The organism is Microcoleus anatoxicus (genome assembly GCF_042465725.1).
Classification (GTDB): domain Bacteria; phylum Cyanobacteriota; class Cyanobacteriia; order Cyanobacteriales; family Microcoleaceae; genus Microcoleus; species Microcoleus anatoxicus.
Genome location: NZ_CP120853.1, coordinates 2,932,202 through 2,951,190, shown reverse-complemented (window position 1 = coordinate 2,951,190; position 18,989 = coordinate 2,932,202). Strand labels below are relative to the sequence as shown.

Sequence of the window (18,989 nt, the reverse complement as noted above, 5' to 3'; positions counted from 1 at the left end):
CGGTTCCCCCCGTGCCCCATGGACGAAACTTTACCACAGCCTATGACCCAACCCTAGATTTTTCCTTTCCTGTGCCTAAGTCCTACTTGAGTTAAAACATACAGCCTATTCTAGGTTCATCGAGTACAGTATCTGCGACAGTCCTGGACGCAAAAAACCCGGTTTATGAGAAAAAATCGTCGCTCTATCCGAGAGATATTGACCCAGAAACCGGCTTGTTGGCCCCCCGTACATCCAGGACTGTGCGATTGAAAAAAGTTGGCACTAACTAGGTCACTAAAATGCCGGAATATCAATGCACTAATACCCTATTTTCTAGGGTTTAGAGAATGACATTCCGGCATTTTAGGGAGGCTTGGTCTCGTTTCTGTAAAGGATTGAGGTTGTGGTTCTGCTTTAATTTTTTAACAATTTCAAACCCATTTTTACCTTGTCCAAAATCGTCTTTTGCGACACACAGGTAATCAGGCAAAGCTTACCGCAATTCAGAGTATCCCGGCGGACTTTCTGAGCTTTTTCGCCGTACCAAATAGCGCGAGCACTTTCTTCTTTCACATTCCCAATTACTGGATATTCGTCGCAAAGTTTGACATCGCCACGGGTATCAATCCAGTAATTCCGAAGTCCTACCCGACAAGGGCGAACTCCATCGGGGGCTTTTTCGTCGCGGAAGTGAGGTAACATTAGACGCAATACTTCGTCACTATTCATAATTGGCGCACCTTTCTTCTTCATTTCAATTAGGCGCTCAATTACCTGCGAAAACTCCTCGGAATCCTCTTCTTCCACCCACAATTCCTCATAGGTTTCTTGTGTCCAATGATTTACTGGTTGGAAATTCACCGTTGTCGCTCCAATTTGTTGAGCCCAGGTTACTATCTCTTCCATGTGGCGGAAATTTAGTCGGTTCAGCGTCGGTTTGACGTTGATGGGAAACAGAACCCCTTGTTTTTCCTGTTCCTCCCGCAGATATCCAATTCCCTTAGAAAGCCTGTCAAACAATCCCGGCTGACCGCGCAGATAATCGTGTAGTTCTGCATTGGGTCCATCAACGGATATATTCACATTAAAAGGACGAGCAGCGACTGTTTTGGCTGCGTTTTCCCTGGTCATGCAATAGCCGTTTGTGGTGACACCGGCGTGAATCCCATTTTTGTTGGCAAAAGTCAGCAAGTCAAGAAAACCTTTTTTAATGTAAGGTTCGCCACCGCTAAAGTTGATGGAAAATTCCCCCACAAATTCTTTGATACTTAAGAGAGCATTTTGCCATTCTTCGATGGTCATTTCATCTTTATATTCTTTGAGTCGCCAATACTCGCACTGACGGCATTTAACATTGCAGTGCTCGTTGACAATCCCGTAAAAAGTGACTGGGCTGGTTATGTCATATCCGGTGTTGATTCTCAGGGATTCGGCTACTGCACTCTTAGTGTGCTTGACTCCCAGTCTCGACATTGTTAAGGCATCCATATCTTCTATCTCTTAAGTATTGTTGATATTCGGGACTAAGTAAATTTGTCGTATTCAGTTTCGTACTGATTACCCGTTGCTTCTGAGTACGTATGCACCATACTAAGGGCTAGTTTTAGCTAACAGGAGATGTTTTTCAAATATTTATAATATTAAGATATGTAACATATAACAATTACAAATATATAGATGTAAACTTTTGTATCTCAGTAGGGTAGGAACCGACAGGAAACCACAGATTATTAGCAGATAATTAATTCTGTGCTAATAATCTGTAAATTTAATTACGTTTTTGTTAATAACCTTAATACTTTATACAGTAATAATACTTAGGTACATTGTTTAAATAACTTAAAATTATAGTCAAAGGGGAAGCCGAATCAGCAATTAACTTCATCGCAGCTTTACAATACGATTGAAAGTATTTCCAGGATCAAAAATGGCGATAAATATGGGACGATATGTGCACGTAGTGAAACTATTTTGGGGGGCGGCGATGGCGGCAGAACTCGAATACCGCATCAATTTTGTCCTCGCGACTCTCAGCAGTATCGGAAACCTGACTGGTAGTTTGTTTGGGCTGTTTCTGTTCTACCGAAACGGTAACACATTTTCTGGGTGGAAATGGGAAGAAGCCCTAGTTGTACTGGGCATTTTCACGATTTTGCAGGGTTTTTCCTCAACCTTTCTCGCACCTAATCTTAGCCGGATTGTCGATCGAGTGCAGCAAGGCACCCTGGATTTTGTCCTCCTCAAACCCATAAGTTCCCAATTCTGGCTGTCTGCAAACACTGTATCTCCGTGGGGAATACCCGATATCATCTTCGGCGGGGTGTTGCTGCTGTACTCGGCAAACAAATTGGGAGTAGAAATCAGCAACTATTTCCTAACTGCAATACCGCTGTTATTTGGCATGGTGAGTCTTTACAGTATCTGGTTTATGTTGGGCGCAACCAGTATTTGGTTTGTCAAGATTTATAACGTTACTGAAGTCCTCAGAGGATTGTTAGAAGCTGGTAGATTTCCCATGGTAGCTTATCCCGCAGCTTATCGATTTTTCTTTACGTTCATAGTCCCGGTTGCTTTTTTGACCACAGTCCCGGCAGAAACAATGTTAGGCAGAGGTGATATACTTTGGATAGCAGGAGCAGGCATTTTGGCGATCGCACTTTTGTTCGCTTCCCGCTACTTCTGGCAATTTGCACTCCGATTTTACACCAGCGCTTCCAGTTAGTTATGAATTCAAACAGTAAACAGTTGACTTTTGACTGTTAATTGTTGTATGATGAAATTACATATTTTAAATAGCCATAACAATCTAACTCTACAGATAAACAATCAAAAAAAGGCAAACCAATGAAAAACAAAAAACTCGGAAACACTAACTTTAATATCAGCCCAATTGGTCTGGGAGGGATGCCACTATCCTTAAATGGTAGACCAACAGAATCCCAGGCGATCGCAGTAATTCACCGCGCCCTGGATTTGGGAGTCACATTAATTGACACGGCAGATTCCTACTGCCAAGATCAATCCGACAAACACCATAACGAGGAACTAATTGCCAAAGCCTTACAACAGTATACAGGAGATATTAGAGCTGTAACTGTCGCCACAAAAGGTGGGTTGATGCGACCTCAAGGTGCTTGGACGCGGAACGGCAACCCCCACCATTTACGCAAGACAATTCGCGAAAGTTTTGAAGCCTTGGGTGGCCAAAAGCCCATCGACCTTTGGCAATATCACGCCCCCGATCCTAGTTATACCATCGAAGAAGCCCTAGCACCGGCAAAAGAAGCGGTGGCAGAGGGAATAGTTCGATTTGTGGGAGTCTCCAACTTCTCTGTAGAACAAATCAAACGCGCCCGCGATACAGTAGAAATTGCCTCAGTTCAAAATCAATACAATCCTTGGCACAGAGAACCAGAATCAGACGGCGTACTGGAATATTGTGAAACCGAAAAACTGACATTTTTTCCTTGGAGTCCTCTCGGAGGAAGCCGTCGCGTCACCAGTTTGCAAGATATGCCAGCGATCGCGAAATTAGCAGCAGAAAAAAACGTTTCAGTTTACTGTATAGTATTAGCCTGGTTGATGGCAAAATCTCCCTGTATCGTTCCCATTCCCGCTGCGACAAAACTATCCAGCATCGAAGACTCTGTAAAAGCGATAGATGTCAAGTTGACTGATGAGGAAGTACAACAAATCTCCGCAAGTTAAGCAAGGATAACAAAATAATAGAATAGGCTTTCGGGCCTGTTCCACAAAGAATTAATTTTCTTGTGGGTGATCCATAACAGGCAAGATAGCTGTTCCACAAACAGTAAACTTGATAGTGTGGCCCGCAGGATAACCAGCCCAGAAAAGCAACATTTTTAGAGGAGTGAGATTTTATGGAAATGAATCCAGTCAAGGCAGATTTAGACTTACCAATAGAACATCAAAACGTACCTATCGCCCATGAAGGACTGCACAACTTTTTATACAGTTCCGATGAAGAACATGGTGCAGCGACAGCAATTCCCGCCTTAGAAAATGACGGAACCAAAGTAGTGTCAATCCCAGCTTGGCGCGATTTAGCAACTAACGCTAAAGTCGCCGGCGTCTATGCCGTCATAGACACGAACCATCAAACCCAATATATAGGTTATTCCCGAAATATCCTGCTTTCTCTCAACGGTCATATCGCCCAAAATGGCAGCGAAAATTGTGCATTCCTCCGCGTCAAAACTTTCAAATTCCCCAAGCGGGAAGAAATGGAAAATTTGCGCGATGCTTGGATAGCAGAACTAGAAAACATTCCCCCAGGAAATAGTATAGACAGCGAAATGTGGGCGAGTACAGTCGGCCAAGCCGCGCGGGCGGCCATGTCTGCTGACGAACAAAAAGCCTATGAAGAAAAGAAACTGAAATTACGCAAAGCAATGGCAGATTCCACTCTGACTAAAGAATTGGAAATAGCAGCAAAAAGTGCCGACGAACGTGGCAAGGATTTGGCAAGTGCTGTTAATGAAGATGACTGGAGTGCTGTGATTCAATCGCAAACCCAGGAAACAAAGCCATCTATTTAAATATCGAAAAACCAAACAGCTTCTGTGGGCATAAAAAAAATTTGCCCACCAAACTTGATATAGTGGAACATAGATATTTCGATCGCAAGAGGGCGCTGTGCAACCTGTAGACTTGACAACTTTAACTGTGGCTTGCAGCGAACTGCGGGCCCAATGGCTGCCAGCACGCTTAGAACAAGTCTACCAGCGCGATCGCTTCACTGTGTCCCTAGCCCTACGCACCATGAACAAACGGGGCTGGATTGACCTTTCCTGGCATCCCGTAGCCGCCCGCATCTGCGTCGGCGACCCCCCGCCCCGCATTCCCGACACCTTCACCTTCAGCCAACAACTGCGACACCAACTCAGCGGTTTAGCCCTAGTTTCCATCGCCCCCATCTCCCCCTGGGAAAGAGTTGTAGACTTGCAATTCGCCCAACGCCCAGGAGAACCAGCCCTGTGGCACCTCTACGCCGAAATCATCGGCAAATACAGCAACGTCATCCTCACCGCCCAGGACAATCTCGTTGTCACCTGTGCTCACCAAGTCAGCGCCAAACAGTCCAGCGTGCGCCCCATCCAAACCGGGCAACCCTACGAAATGCCCCCAGCTTTGACCGATACAGCACCAAGCGCGATCGAACCTCAAAACAGATGGCAAGAAAGAATTAGCCTCGTTCCTGGGCAATTACACCGCAACGTGTTGAAGAATTATCGAGGGTTGAGCAAGGCTTTAATTTGGTCTATGATTCGATCGGCCAATTTAGACCCAGAACAATCCACCGACAGCCTCAGCCCCGACGACTGGCAGCAACTATTCCAGCGGTGGCAATACTGGCTAGAATCCCTAGAAAACTCAAAATTCAAACCCAGTTTGACACCCCAAGGCTACACCGTCATCGACTGGCCAGCACCCGAAAATCATCACGTAGGGGCGGTGGATGGTGCGTGCCCGCCCTCTGATTCTCCCCCGATTCTTTCCCCCCTTGGGGGGGGGAGGGGGGGGTTCACCTCGATGGGGGAGTTAACCTCTGCCTTCCCTTCAGTCCAAGAATTACTCAACAGCTACTACACCAGCGAAATCAACCAAGAAGTATTCGCCCAAGTGCGACATCAACTTAGTCAAAAACTGATTAACCTGCTAGCCAAACTCAAACTCAAAGCCAACACCTTCAAACAAAAATTACAGCAGTCAGAAGTAGCCGACACCCACAAATCCCAAGCCGATTTGCTCATGGCAAACTTACAACATTGGCAACCGGGAATGAAAACCATTTCACTACCAGACTTTGAAACCAACCAACCAGTTGCTATTCCCCTGAATCCCGAAAAAAACGCCGTTCAAAACGCTCAAGCACTCTACAAAAAGCACCAAAAACTTAAAAGAGCTCGCATTGCTGTAGAACCGTTATTGGCCGCCGTCCAAGAAGAAATAGACTATCTAGAACAAGTAGAAGCTGCACTTTCGGTATTAGAAACCTACCGCAACACCCAAGATTTGCAAACCCTCGCAGAAATCCGCGAAGAACTGATTCAACAAAAATATCTAGATGCTCCAGATTACCGCAGTACGGACAAAAATGCTGCGATCGAATTTCACCGCTACCAAACCCCCAGTGGCTTTGAATTATTAATCGGCCGCAACAACCGCCAAAACGACCAACTCACCTTTCGCGTAGCAGGGGACTACGACATCTGGTTCCACACCCTAGAAATTCCCGGAAGTCACGCATTGCTGCGCGTCACACCGGGTACAGTTGCCGAAGAAGCCGATTTACAATTTGCCGCCAACATGGCCGCCTACTACAGTCGCGCCCGTCAGAGCGAACAAGTACCAGTCGTGTATACAGAACCGAAATATGTGTATAAGCCCAAAGGCGCAAAACCTGGTATGGTTGTATACAAGCAGGAGCGCATAGTCTGGGGCAGACCGCAGCAAGCCACAGCTTAATCTAAGTCCGTCCCGAAATGTAAAGTTTTATTGCAAAAATTAAATTTTCTTGCTAAAAGAACCCTCTCGAAGGATGATATGTTTTGAAGAACCCGCTGCAAGGGAACGCGCTGTTTGGGTTTCCTCACTTTGAGAGAACAACGGACTTAATTAATTAGCAGACCAGCTTTCACAAAAAGCTGGTCGTTCTTGTTGAATATTTAATATTTTTGACCGTTGCATGGGAATGATATCAATTCCGGTTGTATCGGAATGATTTAACCGCGAAGGCGCTAAGGACGCGAAGGAAGAGAAGAGAGAGTTTAATACAGGACGATGAAGAGAGGATTTTATATGATTTAACCGCACAGATTAACGCAGACCATGAATCTGCGTTAATCTGCGGTTAAAAACAACCTAGAAAGTGAAAGTCGTTCTAACTACCCCAATCAACAAATCAGAGTTATTCTTATTGTGGTCGGGAGCAGTCAGCCAAATTAAACCAGGAGTGATGGAAATATTGTCACTCAACTTGAACTGATAGAAACCTTCAATGTGCAACGAAGTATCCTTATCTTCGGGCAATGTCCGATTAGTGGAACTCGTCACTCTCGGTTCCATACCTACCAAAAAGCCAGCGACATTTCCCTCTTTCAATAAATCGGGAAAAGCCAAAGTAACTGCCCAGTTCCAGATTTTTTGGTCTCCCCGCTGGACAGAACCCGTAGGAGTTGCCAAGTTGGATAAAATGCGCTGATTGGTGTAACCAGCCCAACCGCCAACCGCAAGTCCACGGTTCACCTTCCAGGAAGCCTGCAAGCCGTAAGAATTGCTAGAAACCGGAACAGTACCGTCATCTAGCCCGAAGTAACTGAGTCGGGCAGGAAAATTAGAAGCATTGCTGCCGGTACCAGTGACGAAGTTGTAGGAATTAAGGTAAGTCAAACCTAAAGCAATGCTACTTGTCGGTTTAAAAGTCAACTGAGCCAAACCGCCGTAGGAGCCGTTAAATAAACCATTTCCCTTGGTTGGGTTAGCAGCATTGCCGGCCAAATATCCCAAACTCAGTTCCAGTTTGTCCCCAAATTGATGCCGCAAAGCGATACCGGTACCTGCTGTCAAATAGTAAATCGGGTTGCGAGTACCGAAGTTAGACAGAGCTCCGCTGCCCCCATCTCCGTCAAAGTAAGGGTTGACCGTATTTGTGAAATCGTCAGCAGCCCCGGCATTGGCTTCGAGAATGACTGTAGTGCTTTTGCCTAGAGGGAATTGATAAAACAACGCATCTAAACCTACAGTATTGCTAGCAGTGCCAAAAGGCCCAGCATTAAACCGCAATTCTCCTTCGGCCGTTTTGGTGTTATTGGTAGAAAATGAACCCAAATTTAAGACTTGCAGTCGAGTTCTCAGTAAATCTTTGCCTGTGAAACTCGTGTCGAAATTGAGACGAACTCTGCTGCCAAATGCGGTTGTTTTATCAGCATCGCGACCCTTAGCATCTTCTCCTCTGGCGATGCCTGTCAAAGCGAATATCACTTCGCCATTGAGTTTAGTGGTAGTCGAAAACTGATTTGCTTCTAATTCAGCCGTCCGTGCTTCCAAAGCATCGACGCGGCCGCGCAAGGTTGCTAATTCGGCGGCAAATTCTTCTTGCAATTTTTGCACAGAAGCTAAATCTTCTTTAGTTGCTAGACCTCTGGCACCGCCTTTAATCAGCTCGTTCACTTTATCCAAACAGGCGTTTAAACCGGCCGCAAACTCGTAGCGAGTCATGGCGCGGTTGCCGCGGAAGGTGCCGTCGGGATAGCCAGCGATACAACCGTAGCGCTCTACCAGGGACTGCAATGCTTGGAATGCCCAATCTGTAGGCCGCACGTCCGAAAGTTGCGAAACTGAGGTGACTTGAGCCGCCGCATTTTCACTGTCAGTACCTTCGGCGCTGTATTGGTTGATTTGCTCTAAGGCATTGGGCAATGCTGGAGATGTGGCCTTGGGAGCTGTCGATTGGGAAATTTGCTCCGGTTGTAGTGCAACTGCCCTGGTTGAGTCGGTGGCTGGTTTGGCTTCGCTGGTGTTTGCCCCTAGGACTGTGCTGTTGGGTTCTGCGACTGCTGCTGCGGCGACAGGCTCTGTTGTGATTAAATCTGCTGCTGCTACTTTGTTGGCTGGTTCTTGTGACTGTTGAGCTACTGGGGCGATCGACTCGATCGCACTTTTATTGTCAATAGTCTCAATAGTCTGAGGGCTAGCTAATGAGACTGAATCTGCCGTTAAGGCTTCTGTATCGGGCTTGGCTGCCTCTGTTGCCGCACCTGCTAATTGCAATTTATTAACTGGAGTCGTTGCTGCAATTTCCAGAGGTTGCTCTGCTAGGGAAGCAGAAGATAAAACCAAACTTGCTGCTAATACAGCGGGACTGACTAAGAGTCCTTTCCACAAAATTTTAGACATTGTTACCTCACACCACATGGGATCGATCGCCAGTCCCTAAGATTTAGGCGATCGTAAATACTATACATCAATTGGGCCTAATGGTATTAGCTGTCAATAATCCTCTCCAGCCAGCCCGCTCACGCTCCCAAAACAGCTTTGTACTGTCACTTTCAGTAAGTCGGGCATTCACCTTAGCCAAAGTGATATTGACAGAATTAGCCCAAACAAATAGTTCGATCGACTACAGACAAGAAGGATTGTTTTTTTTTGCTAGTCTCAATCCAAGCTAAAAATTGTTACTGGTGTGGAGACAAGAGTGAAATCTGCTGTAGAAAAACTTAAATATGCCCTAGTTCACGAATGGTTAACGCCCTTAGCCACGGGCGGTTCAGAATTAGTAGTAGAGGAAATCCTCAAACACGTAGAAGCCGATGTCTATGCCCTCATCGACTTTGAATCGGCAAATCCCGAAAGCTATCTTTTCCGGCGACAGATTGGCACAACATTTTTGCAGCACTTTCCTTTCGCCCGCAAAGGTGTCCAAAAATATTTGCCTTTTTTACCGATCGCGATCGAACAACTAGACTTGCGTCAATATGACATCATCCTCTCATCATCCCATGCCGTCGCCAAAGGCATCCTCAGCAGTCCCAGCCAACTACACGTCTGTTACTGCCACACACCCATGCGTTACGCCTGGGACATGACTTTTGACTATTTGGACAGTAGCAAAGCCGGACGAGGCATCCCAGGGGTGCTGACGCGATATTTACTACACCGACTACGGCAGTGGGAAGTCATTTCCGCCAATCGCGTTGATTATTTCATCGCCAATTCCCAACATACAGCCCGCCGGATTTGGCGGTGCTATCGGCGACGCGCCGAGGTGATTTATCCACCAGTCAATATTGAGCGATTTTCCTTAGTAGCGCAAAAACAAGACTTTTACGTGACTGTTTGCCGATTGGTAAGCTACAAAAACATCAGTGCGATCGTCCAAGCATTTAATCAACTGGGGCATCATCTCATTGTCATCGGCACCGGGCCTGAATTAGAAATGATGCGACAACTCGCCAAACCCAACGTGCAAATACTCGGATGGCAACCAGCAGAAGTAGTGGAAAAATACATGGCCCAAGCCAAAGCCTTTGTATACGCAGCTTGCGAAGATTTTGGCATCGCCCTGGTAGAAGCCCAAGCTTGTGGAACACCAGTAATTGCCTATGCAGCCGGTGGCGCCTTGGAGACAGTGCGCGACATTCGCCAACATCCAGAGACAGGGACTGGTTTATTTTTTGCTTCCCAAACCCCCTCCGCATTAGTCGCAGCGCTGGAGGAGTTTGAACAGTTGCAAGGCAAATTTCAGCCAGAAATAGGGCGACTCCACGCCGAGGAGTTTGCCCCAGAAGTCTTTCGCCAGCGCTATCTAGCCTTTGTGGAACAATGCTATCAGGAATTTCACTCCCGTGAATTTACCCAGTCTGGGAATTAAAAGGGGAGAGAGTCCCAGGGGGAGAGAGTCCCCAGGGAAGAGAGTCCCAGAGAGAGAGAAAGATATTCCCACAGGGGGAGAATTTTTTCTAAGCCCACTGACAACCCTCAACCGCCCACTGACAAGCACCAACCGCCCACTAGCCACTACCCACTGCCCACTGTCCACTGCCCAAGGCCCCAGAAAATTGACGATTAGAAACATAATTCACAGAACAAAGCGTCTTGAGGCTTTATGATCAGGACTGTGTGTGGTGTGAAGTGAAGGAGTAAGATGACTGCCGACAGCCAACTAATCTCCGGCAAGGTAATTCGAGCGATCGCGAGACGCGGTTTTCAGCCTGTCTTGTCTAGAGACAGACGCATAAGTCGCTCTCTCCAAAGCCTCGACGGAGAATTTTTCAAACGGTTATTTGACATCATGTTTTCCTTGTCGGTTCTGATCCTGTTTGCTCCGGTTTACCTGCTTTTGGCTCTCTCGATAGCCTTAAGCTCCTCCGGGCCAATTTTTTATGTACAGGAACGAGTAGGCAAAAATCACAAGATGTTTTATTGCCTGAAATTCAGAACGATGGTGGAAAATGCCGACGACATCTTGGTGGAAATCATGGAAAAATCGCCGCATCTCCGTCAAGAGTTTGAGGACAATTTCAAGCTGAAACAAGACCCTCGAATCACCTGTATCGGAAGGTTTCTCAGAGCGACCAGTTTAGATGAATTTCCCCAATTTTGGAATGTTTTGAAGGGAGATATGAGCGTAGTTGGGCCCAGACCCTTAGTTGAAGAGGAATTGCCTAGATACGGCACTTACATCAACAAAGTTCTGACCATCAGACCTGGAATTACAGGCCTATGGCAAGTCTCCGGCCGGAACGACATTCCCTATCCCCGCCGAGTCCAGATCGACCTCTATTATGCAAATGAAAAAAACCTGTGGATGGATCTGTGGATCGTTTTCAAAACAATTGGCGTGGTGATTTTTCCTAAAAATAACGGCGCATACTAATTTTTGTCCGCAGTTAGCATCAGTAGTTATTCATGATTTGATACTAACTACTGATGCTTACTACTGACACTCTAGGTCAAATCTTTGTAAAGCTTGGGCAATTCCTTAATGCCGATCGCAAAATTTTGAGTTAGTCTAGAGTCCGAGCATAAAACTGGCAGGAACAATAGCTTTCTGCCCAGAAAATTGTGAATTTAAAAAGTCTGTCACAGGAAAATTCAGATGACGCAACGGAAGCGAGCGCTAATAACGGGTATTACAGGTCAAGACGGCTCTTATTTGAGTGAGTTACTGCTAGAAAAAGGATATGAAGTTCACGGCATTATCCGGCGAAGTTCTAGTTTCAATACCGATCGCATTGACCACATTTATGTCGATCCTCACAGCGAGGACGCCAAGTTGTTTCTCCACTACGGAGACTTAACCGACGGCACCACTCTGCGCCGGATATTAGAAGAAGTCAAGCCAGTAGAAGTTTATAACCTAGGGGCTCAATCTCACGTTCGAGTTAGCTTTGACTCCCCAGAATATACGGTTGATGCCGTAGGAATGGGCGTATTGCGCCTCCTAGAAGCAGTTCGAGACTATCAGCGACGCACAGGCATAGAAGTGCGGTTTTATCAAGCAGGTTCTTCTGAAATGTTTGGCTTAGTACAAGAAGTTCCGCAAAAAGAAACAACGCCTTTTTATCCCAGAAGTCCCTACGCTTGTGCCAAAGTTTACGGTCACTGGCAAACCATAAATTATCGCGAATCCTACGGTCTTTTTGCCTGCAACGGCATCCTATTCAACCACGAATCTCCCCGCCGTGGTGAAACATTTGTAACTCGCAAAATCACTCGCGCCCTCGCCAAAATTTTAGCAGGAAAACAGAAAAAACTTTATCTCGGAAATCTCGATGCCAAGCGAGACTGGGGCTATGCTAAAGACTATGTGCGAGCAATGTGGCTGATGCTGCAACAAGAAAAACCAGACGATTACGTCATTGCGACCAACGAGACCCATTCCATTAAGGAATTCCTACATTTAGCCTTCAGCTACACCAACTTAAATTGGGAAGATTATGTAGAGTTTGATGAGCGCTACCTACGTCCCGCCGAAGTCGAACTTTTGATTGGCGACTCGACAAAAGCCCGCACTCAGTTAAATTGGGAACCCTCTGTAACTTTTGAGCAATTAGTACACTTAATGGTAGATGCTGACATTAAAGCTCTGGATCAGCAGGGGCGAGGTTCTGGGAACGGATTTGATTAATTTTTGCATTTACTGAACTCTTTCACGGTGGTCACCAAGCTGTAGGGGCGGGTAAACTTCTCAGCTTTTTCATAGTGCAAATCGATGGGGTGCTCTACTATCCCGAACCCCTAAAAATTGTGCAAAAACTCACATGAGATACCCTAAATTCAATATTACTCATGGCGGTTGCGTCTAGGAGAGTGAAACAAACCCGCCCCCACCCACAAACAAGCCCATGATTAATACTGGTTTCTTCGGTGAGTAGTTAAGCTTCAGCGCGGGGGTTTAATCTTGCTGATATTGGATATTGTCGATCGACCCTGATGCAAATAAGAGGATAAAATTATGACCAGCTTAGATTTAACTAACAAACAGATTTTAGTCACAGGTGGCGCCGGTTTCCTCGGCCGTCAAGTCATCGACCAGTTAGTCAAAGCAGGAGCCGATGCTGATAAAATTAGTGTAACGCGATCGCGCGATTGCGACCTCCGCGTCATGGAAAACTGCCAACGCGCCGCCGACAAACAAGACATCATCATCCATCTAGCAGCCCACGTCGGCGGCATTGGTTTAAACCTACTCAAACCCGCTGAATTATTTTACGACAATTTGATGATGGGCGCGCAACTAATTCATGCAGCCTACCAAGCCGGAGTTACAAAATTTGTTTGTGTTGGCACAATTTGTGCTTATCCAAACTTAACTCCAGTTCCTTTCAAAGAAGAAAACCTCTGGAACGGCTATCCAGAGGTAACTAACGCCCCTTATGGAATTGCCAAAAAAGCTTTATTAGTTCAATTGCAATCCTATCGCCAGCAGTATGGATTCAACGGGATCTACTTGCTACCAGTCAACTTATACGGCCCGGAAGACAACTTTGACCCCAAAAGTTCCCACGTCATCCCCGCCTTAATTCGGAAAGTCCACGAAGCCCAAGAAAGGGGAGACAAAACATTGCCAGTGTGGGGCGACGGTAGCCCTACCCGCGAGTTTTTGTATTCCACAGATGCAGCGCGGGGAATCGTGATGGCAACTCAGGATTACAATGACTCCGAACCAGTGAATTTGGGAACCAATTCTGAAGTACCAATTAAAGATTTGATTGAGTTAATTTGCGAATTGATGGAGTTTAAAGGCGAAATTGTTTGGGAAACAGATAAACCGAATGGTCAGCCGCGCCGCTGTTTGGATACCGAAAGGGCAAAAACAGCCTTTGGATTTACTGCACAGACGGAGTTTAAGGAAGGGTTGAAAAATACGATCGAGTGGTATCGGAAACACGCAGTGTGAGTGCGAAAACCCGGTTTGTTGGAGGAACCGGGTTTTTTAGAATCAGGTGGTGTATGGAACTAAATCAACAGAAAGAACTTTTCAGTAAAGCTTATGTACGCGCTGTGGCGGCAGTTGCGGGTTTTTCTGTAAATCAGCTAGAGGTAGACGACGACAGCATCGATTTGCATATCGTGGGGAGAGGTGGCGGCGGAACTATCTTTTCCCCTGAGCTGAATTTGCAGTTAAAATGTACTTCAAGGGATATACTCGATCGGCAGTTTATCCGATATCCACTCAGGATCAAAAACTATAACGATTTGAGAATCAACTCACAGGTGCCACGCATCTTAGTTGTAGTTTTAGTACCAGAAAATCTCGAAGACTGGTTACAGCAGTCAGAATCAGAAATCTGTATGAGGAATTGTGCTTACTGGATGTCGCTGCGGGGACAGCCAGAAAGACAAAATACAACTAATATCACAGTTGAGTTACCCCGATCTAATCAGTTGACAGTAGAGGCTCTTAAGTCTATCATGCAGCGTCTTAGCCAAGGAGGTTTACCGTGAAAGTAACTGTACGAGACTACCAAGTTCTTCAGACTATAGATCCAAATGTGCTAGAGGCGCACTTGCAAACAAGCAACTGGCAAAAAGTTGCTGTAGTTTATGAAAATACCTTGATTTGGCACAAAAAAAATGATAGCGGTCAGCTTTTTGAAATCAAGCAGCCTTTGAGACAAGAATTTGATGCCCCTCAGCTTATTGGTGAGGCTATAAAGACGCTAGAAATAGTAGAAAATCGTTCGCAACTAGAGATTCTCAGCGATTTAATAACTTCATTGCCTAATGTTGCAATCCCAGGATGGATTAATAAACTGCACGGGGAAGCATCGGGAACCTGTCAAGTGATAGTCATGGGATTTGTGGTGGGTAAATTGAGGGAAATTCATCTGGAATTGAGGGAATCAGATTATGAGTTGGCTCTCAAGGCCTATGAAGAGCGATCGGCCGTAACTTGCTCAGGTGATTTAATTAAAGAGGATGGCTGTTTCGTGTTAAAACATCCGCATATTTTTGTGGGTGTAACTGAAGTAATATCAATCAAATAGTTTGGCAAATACTTGTTATGATAAAATTTGAACCACAAATAAATTTGCTGTTTTAGCAAGTTTAAATCGATCTCGAATGAAATCATATAGAACTTACATTTGGGAAAGTCAATGATTGAAGATTCAGAAGCAGAAATTGATGAACTGCGATCCAGGGGATAAATGGAAAGTGCGATCGCCCTTCACTCAAAAAAGGGCGATCTTCATGTAAGGTTATAGTAAACTTAATTGCAAGTATCCTATATAATTAGTTAATGAGTGGCATTAACCGCGAACTAACACCAGACCCAAGAACCAGTTTATTTGACAAACATCTTCCAGAAACACCACAGGTACAAAGACTGCTGAGAAAAGAAGAAAAAGCTCATGTGTTTAATGACATAGCCACAATGAATTTAGTGATACAAGCTATTATAAATAGAGGAGAGCTTACAGGGATTGAGGATGAAACCGATGACTACGATCGCTACGGGCTATACTTTGATTATCCTATAGGTTATCAAATCAGAGCCGACGGTAGTCGCATTCCGCTGTATTACGCAGAAATTAAAATCATCAAAGGAACTGATAATTATCATGTTATCCCCCGCACAAAACCTCGTCGAACAAATCAATGATTGGGAATTTATCGAGTTGTGGGTTGATCCGATTGTTTTCCCACCTCGGATTCTGATGTTAGTGGGTGGCAAAAATAGTAAGTGTGGTATTTACGAACCATCGCCGAATTATAAACTGCTGTTTTTAGGTTCAAGTTACGATGAGGCTCACTCGTGGCTACTGGAAGATGAATATGAGCGAGTTGATGGTAGGCTTTTAGCCTCTGAAATAGTTTGAGTTAATATAATGAGGGCGATCGCCCTTCAGTCAAAAAAGGGCTATCGCCTATCCTCAAACTTCAGTTGTTAATTAAATCTTGGAACACGAACCCGAATCCTCCTGTTTCTATTATTGCTAGGTGTCCAATCAACATCAGAAACTGCTCCCGACCAATTGTTAATATTGATTACACAGCTTGCGTTTTGAACGTGTGCCCAGATGTGCCAAGTATTCTTTTGAACACTTTCATCGAAAATTCCTACTTGTCTAAGCTCGGCAAAATTGCTGTTACAGACAGAATCTGCTCGTTGCTGATTCATATTTCGCAAATTTGGTAATCCACTAATGAAGACAAATTCATGTGGTTCGTAAGCCATTGCTTTTTGATTTATTCCTTGTCCCCAATTTATAGTCAAAGACATACAAAAAGTTGACATAAATAGCAGAATTCCCAGCGGTTGATTTTTCAAAATATGCTTTGCCATTGAACCCCCTAATTTTCCTGGTATCAATAAAATGGTTGATTGCGAACCTGACACTCGGTGAAAAATCATTAAACTTACAATAATTTCACCTGCTGTACTAAATATCAATATAGCTAATATTCTAGGTTTTTTTACATTGAAAATATCAGAAAAAGTCAGATATTAATCATTAAAAAAGTCAGCTTATGTCATCTTTGTCATAAAATGTCAGAAAATATATGCTAAAATAACCAAAACCGTCACAACTACCTGACCAATGGACGTTCAAGAAGTCTTGAGATTTGCTGACGACCTCATTTTCGCCAAAACAGGAGATCACTTGGACGATCTGCAAAAAGCTATCCTGCTGGGTGTATGGGAAGGTCAAAAATACTCTCAAATCGCAGAAACATCATATTGTAGCGAAGGTCACATCAGAAATATCGCCTCAAAATTATGGAAGCGTTTATCAAATGTATTAGATGAAGAAGTAACTCAATCGAATTTACGCTCAACACTTGAAAGACGACAAGTATTCATCGTATCATCAAATTTTGGGAATGATTTTCTACACATTGGTAACGTCAATGTTTGTAAGAATAGTCAATCTTCAGAATATCCAAAAGATCGATCGCCCTCAACCCCCACCTCAGACACATCCAAACCCCAAACCCGACTAGACTTAGCAGACGCACCTCATATTTCATCATTGTGCGATCGCACATCCGAACTCGCCACCCTCGAAAAATCCATCATCCAAGAAAAGTGCAACCTCGCAGCAATATTAGGAATCAGTGGCATTGGCAAAACTGCACTTTCCCTCCACCTCATCCAAAAAATTCAACATAACTTTGAATGCGTCATCTGGCGAAGTCTCCGCCACTCCCCACCCTTAGAAACTACCCTAAAAAATCTCATTCAATTTATCGCCAATCAATACCCCCCCAACCCCCCCTTACCAAGGGGGGGCGAAGAGGGGTTTTTACCTACCAGCATCCCAGAGCGACTTTCCCTGTTAATGGAATACCTGCGCAAAAACCGCTGTTTAATTATCCTCGACGACGTGCAAGCCATTCTGGGTAGCGGACAACTAGCAGGAAATTACCGCCCAGAATGCGAAAACTACAGCATCCTTTTCAGACAAATCGGAGAAACAACCCACAACAGTTGTTTAATCCTCAACAGTTGGGAACCACCCAGAGAAATTATTGCCTTAAAAGGTGAAAATTCACCAGTTCGCAGCTTACAACTCAAAGGCATAGGTGCAGCCGCTACCGAAATTTTCAGACAAAAAAGTTTACTCAATCCCGAAACATGGGAAAACCTAATTAACGCCTATCAAGGCAATCCATTGTGGTTGAAAATAGTCGCCACTACCATTCAAGAAATATTCCGAGGTAGGGTTGCAGAATTTTTGAAATATGATATGCTATTCTTAGGGGAAGAATTGGCAGCAAATTTGCACCCGCAGATAAATCGTTTGTCAGAATTAGAGAAAAAGCTAATCTCCCAGCTCAGTCGCGAAGTGAATCCAGTTTCAATAGAGCAATTGCTACAAGATGCCGAGTTATCGCCTTCGGAGTTATTCAACGGGCTGCAATCTTTGGGGAGGCGATCGCTCGTTGAAACTGAGGAACAGGAGAATCAAACTTTATTCAATATTTGTCCTGTGGTGAGACAATATGTAATCTCAAATCCGGTTTGTTGACGCTTTCGGTGCAGTCCGGCAGTCCGGCAGTCCGGCAGTCCGGCAGTCCGGCAGTCCGACAGTCCGGCAGTCCGACAGTCCGGCAGTCCGACAGTCCGGCAGTCCGGCAGTCCGACAGTCCGGCAGGGGTTTAAACCCCTGCCTCATAGCGAAAGTCGGTTAAAACCGACTAGAGAATGCGATCGAAAATGCCATTAATTGTAGTCCTCTTTGAGAGGACTTTCGCTATGAGACAGGGGTTTTTAACCCCTGTCGGACTGTCGGACTGTCGGACTGTCGGACTGGAACTAAAACGATAGATTCGATCGCAAATATGAATACTCCTGAACCTTTATTAACTAAAGCTGAATCAAGACAATCGCTCCTGCAAACGCGCAAATCTTTATCACCAGAAGCATGGAGAGAAAAGAGCGATCGCCTTTGCAACCACCTACAAACCTCATCCCTATTCACCCAAGCCAAAACCATCCTCGGCTACTTCAGTTTTCGCCAAGAACCAGATTTAAGTCCCCTATGGACCACCCCTAAAAAATGGGGATTTCCCCGCTGTGTCGGCAAAGAGCTATCCTGGCATATCTGGCAGCCCGGAGACCTTTTACATACAGGAGCTTATGGCATTCTCGAACCTCTGCCTGATGCTCCTAAAATACACCAATCAGAGGTAGATTTAATCCTTGTACCAGCCGTCGGTTGCGATTTGCGCGGCTATCGTTTGGGCTACGGCGGTGGCTATTATGACAGGATGTTGAGCAAAACTGAGTGGGAGTCAAAAGTTGCGATCGGCATTATCTTTGAATTTGCCTCGATCGCGCAACTCCCTGTTGACTCCTGGGATAGACCTCTGTATGGAATTTGCACAGAAAGCGGTTTAGAAAAAATACAGCAAACATCTTAAAGGTCGATCGACAAATTAATTTTCCCCAATTAAGTCTCTAAGAGTTATTGATTTGTCTCCTTATTATCCAGATTTGAATCTAGCCGTTTGACAGAGTTCAATCATATCGC

The 18,989-nt window shown here is 45.1% G+C and carries 18 protein-coding genes; 15 read left to right on the top strand and 3 right to left on the bottom strand.

Annotated elements, in window-relative coordinates:
* Window positions 1-396: 396 nt before the first annotated feature.
* Window positions 397-1,470 (bottom strand): radical SAM protein, encoded by a 1,074-nt coding sequence (locus tag P2A85_RS12805; protein ID WP_377480550.1) that lies wholly within the window; start codon window positions 1,468-1,470, stop codon window positions 397-399.
* A 451-nt stretch (window positions 1,471-1,921) separates the two neighbouring features.
* Between P2A85_RS12805 and P2A85_RS12800 the strand changes: the two genes are divergently transcribed.
* From P2A85_RS12800 to P2A85_RS12785, 4 genes are all read left to right on the top strand, one after another.
* Window positions 1,922-2,704 (top strand): ABC transporter permease, encoded by a 783-nt coding sequence (locus tag P2A85_RS12800; protein WP_377481467.1) that lies wholly within the window; start codon window positions 1,922-1,924, stop codon window positions 2,702-2,704.
* Between the two features lie 122 nt (window positions 2,705-2,826).
* Window positions 2,827-3,690, top strand: coding sequence for an aldo/keto reductase (locus P2A85_RS12795; RefSeq protein WP_371114452.1), 864 nt, complete (start codon window positions 2,827-2,829; stop codon window positions 3,688-3,690).
* Between the two features lie 173 nt (window positions 3,691-3,863).
* Window positions 3,864-4,541: a GIY-YIG nuclease family protein gene (locus P2A85_RS12790; protein ID WP_377480546.1), complete on the top strand. Its 678-nt coding sequence runs from the start codon at window positions 3,864-3,866 to the stop codon at window positions 4,539-4,541.
* A 97-nt stretch (window positions 4,542-4,638) separates the two neighbouring features.
* Entirely contained in the window at window positions 4,639-6,471 is a 1,833-nt protein-coding gene (locus tag P2A85_RS12785) for an NFACT family protein (RefSeq protein WP_377480543.1), read from the top strand.
* Between the two features lie 396 nt (window positions 6,472-6,867).
* Here the strand turns inward: P2A85_RS12785 and P2A85_RS12780 are convergent, their stop codons facing one another.
* On the bottom strand, window positions 6,868-8,901 hold the full coding sequence (locus P2A85_RS12780) for an iron uptake porin (RefSeq protein WP_377480540.1): 2,034 nt from the start codon (window positions 8,899-8,901) through the stop codon (window positions 6,868-6,870).
* A gap of 80 nt (window positions 8,902-8,981) precedes the next feature.
* Here P2A85_RS12780 and P2A85_RS12775 point away from each other — a divergent pair, with 80 nt between their 5' ends.
* The 9 genes from P2A85_RS12775 (at window position 8,982) to P2A85_RS12735 (ending at window position 15,830) form a co-directional block, all read left to right on the top strand.
* The gene (locus P2A85_RS12775; RefSeq protein ID WP_341735648.1) at window positions 8,982-9,173 is read left to right on the top strand and encodes a hypothetical protein; all 192 of its coding nucleotides are present in this window, start codon (window positions 8,982-8,984) and stop codon (window positions 9,171-9,173) included.
* A 26-nt stretch (window positions 9,174-9,199) separates the two neighbouring features.
* Complete coding sequence (locus tag P2A85_RS12770) at window positions 9,200-10,375, top strand: glycosyltransferase (protein WP_377480537.1); 1,176 nt, start codon at window positions 9,200-9,202, stop codon at window positions 10,373-10,375.
* 273 nt (window positions 10,376-10,648) lie between these two features.
* Window positions 10,649-11,380, top strand: a complete 732-nt coding sequence (locus P2A85_RS12765) for a sugar transferase (RefSeq protein WP_340524800.1) — start codon at window positions 10,649-10,651, stop codon at window positions 11,378-11,380.
* Between the two features lie 222 nt (window positions 11,381-11,602).
* Window positions 11,603-12,634 carry a GDP-mannose 4,6-dehydratase gene (gene gmd, locus P2A85_RS12760; RefSeq protein ID WP_377480534.1) on the top strand — a complete coding sequence of 344 codons (1,032 nt, stop codon included), beginning with the start codon at window positions 11,603-11,605 and terminating at the stop codon, window positions 12,632-12,634.
* A gap of 327 nt (window positions 12,635-12,961) precedes the next feature.
* Entirely contained in the window at window positions 12,962-13,906 is a 945-nt protein-coding gene (locus P2A85_RS12755) for a GDP-L-fucose synthase family protein (RefSeq protein ID WP_377480531.1), read from the top strand.
* Between the two features lie 53 nt (window positions 13,907-13,959).
* Window positions 13,960-14,454, top strand: a complete 495-nt coding sequence (locus P2A85_RS12750) for a DUF4365 domain-containing protein (protein ID WP_377480528.1) — start codon at window positions 13,960-13,962, stop codon at window positions 14,452-14,454.
* The gene (locus tag P2A85_RS12745) at window positions 14,451-14,996 is read left to right on the top strand and encodes a hypothetical protein (protein ID WP_377480526.1); all 546 of its coding nucleotides are present in this window, start codon (window positions 14,451-14,453) and stop codon (window positions 14,994-14,996) included. The genes P2A85_RS12750 and P2A85_RS12745 overlap by 4 nt, the downstream gene beginning before the upstream one ends.
* 254 nt (window positions 14,997-15,250) lie before the next feature.
* Window positions 15,251-15,613 (top strand): DUF6972 family protein, encoded by a 363-nt coding sequence (locus P2A85_RS12740; RefSeq protein WP_377480523.1) that lies wholly within the window; start codon window positions 15,251-15,253, stop codon window positions 15,611-15,613.
* On the top strand, window positions 15,573-15,830 hold the full coding sequence (locus P2A85_RS12735; protein ID WP_377480521.1) for a hypothetical protein: 258 nt from the start codon (window positions 15,573-15,575) through the stop codon (window positions 15,828-15,830). The genes P2A85_RS12740 and P2A85_RS12735 overlap by 41 nt, the downstream gene beginning before the upstream one ends.
* Before the next feature lie 68 nt (window positions 15,831-15,898).
* Here P2A85_RS12735 and P2A85_RS12730 read toward each other — a convergent pair whose 3' ends face one another.
* Entirely contained in the window at window positions 15,899-16,297 is a 399-nt protein-coding gene (locus P2A85_RS12730; protein WP_377480518.1) for a hypothetical protein, read from the bottom strand.
* 256 nt (window positions 16,298-16,553) lie between these two features.
* On the opposite strand from P2A85_RS12730, the gene P2A85_RS12725 reads away from it, so the two are divergent.
* Together P2A85_RS12725 and P2A85_RS12720 are read left to right on the top strand one after the other, a co-directional pair.
* A complete protein-coding gene (locus P2A85_RS12725; protein WP_377480515.1) occupies window positions 16,554-17,984 on the top strand; it encodes an NB-ARC domain-containing protein in 1,431 nt (476 codons plus the stop codon).
* A 313-nt stretch (window positions 17,985-18,297) separates the two neighbouring features.
* A complete protein-coding gene (locus P2A85_RS12720; protein WP_377480512.1) occupies window positions 18,298-18,879 on the top strand; it encodes a 5-formyltetrahydrofolate cyclo-ligase in 582 nt (193 codons plus the stop codon).
* Window positions 18,880-18,989: the final 110 nt, after the last annotated feature.

Excerpts from the sequence above, each read along its gene's own strand:
- P2A85_RS12805 (WP_377480550.1), bottom strand. The coding sequence starts at position 1,470 with ATGGATGCCTTAACAATGTCGAGACTGGGAGTCAAGCACACTAAGAGT.
- P2A85_RS12800 (WP_377481467.1), top strand. The coding sequence starts at position 1,922 with ATGGGACGATATGTGCACGTAGTGAAACTATTTTGGGGGGCGGCGATG.
- P2A85_RS12795 (WP_371114452.1), top strand. The coding sequence starts at position 2,827 with ATGAAAAACAAAAAACTCGGAAACACTAACTTTAATATCAGCCCAATT.
- P2A85_RS12790 (WP_377480546.1), top strand. The coding sequence starts at position 3,864 with ATGGAAATGAATCCAGTCAAGGCAGATTTAGACTTACCAATAGAACAT.
- P2A85_RS12780 (WP_377480540.1), bottom strand. The coding sequence starts at position 8,901 with ATGTCTAAAATTTTGTGGAAAGGACTCTTAGTCAGTCCCGCTGTATTA.
- P2A85_RS12775 (WP_341735648.1), top strand. The coding sequence starts at position 8,982 with ATGGTATTAGCTGTCAATAATCCTCTCCAGCCAGCCCGCTCACGCTCC.
- P2A85_RS12765 (WP_340524800.1), top strand. The coding sequence starts at position 10,649 with ATGACTGCCGACAGCCAACTAATCTCCGGCAAGGTAATTCGAGCGATC.
- gmd (WP_377480534.1), top strand. The coding sequence starts at position 11,603 with ATGACGCAACGGAAGCGAGCGCTAATAACGGGTATTACAGGTCAAGAC.
- P2A85_RS12755 (WP_377480531.1), top strand. The coding sequence starts at position 12,962 with ATGACCAGCTTAGATTTAACTAACAAACAGATTTTAGTCACAGGTGGC.
- P2A85_RS12750 (WP_377480528.1), top strand. The coding sequence starts at position 13,960 with ATGGAACTAAATCAACAGAAAGAACTTTTCAGTAAAGCTTATGTACGC.
- P2A85_RS12740 (WP_377480523.1), top strand. The coding sequence starts at position 15,251 with ATGAGTGGCATTAACCGCGAACTAACACCAGACCCAAGAACCAGTTTA.
- P2A85_RS12735 (WP_377480521.1), top strand. The coding sequence starts at position 15,573 with ATGTTATCCCCCGCACAAAACCTCGTCGAACAAATCAATGATTGGGAA.
- P2A85_RS12730 (WP_377480518.1), bottom strand. The coding sequence starts at position 16,297 with ATGGCAAAGCATATTTTGAAAAATCAACCGCTGGGAATTCTGCTATTT.
- P2A85_RS12725 (WP_377480515.1), top strand. The coding sequence starts at position 16,554 with ATGGACGTTCAAGAAGTCTTGAGATTTGCTGACGACCTCATTTTCGCC.
- P2A85_RS12720 (WP_377480512.1), top strand. The coding sequence starts at position 18,298 with ATGAATACTCCTGAACCTTTATTAACTAAAGCTGAATCAAGACAATCG.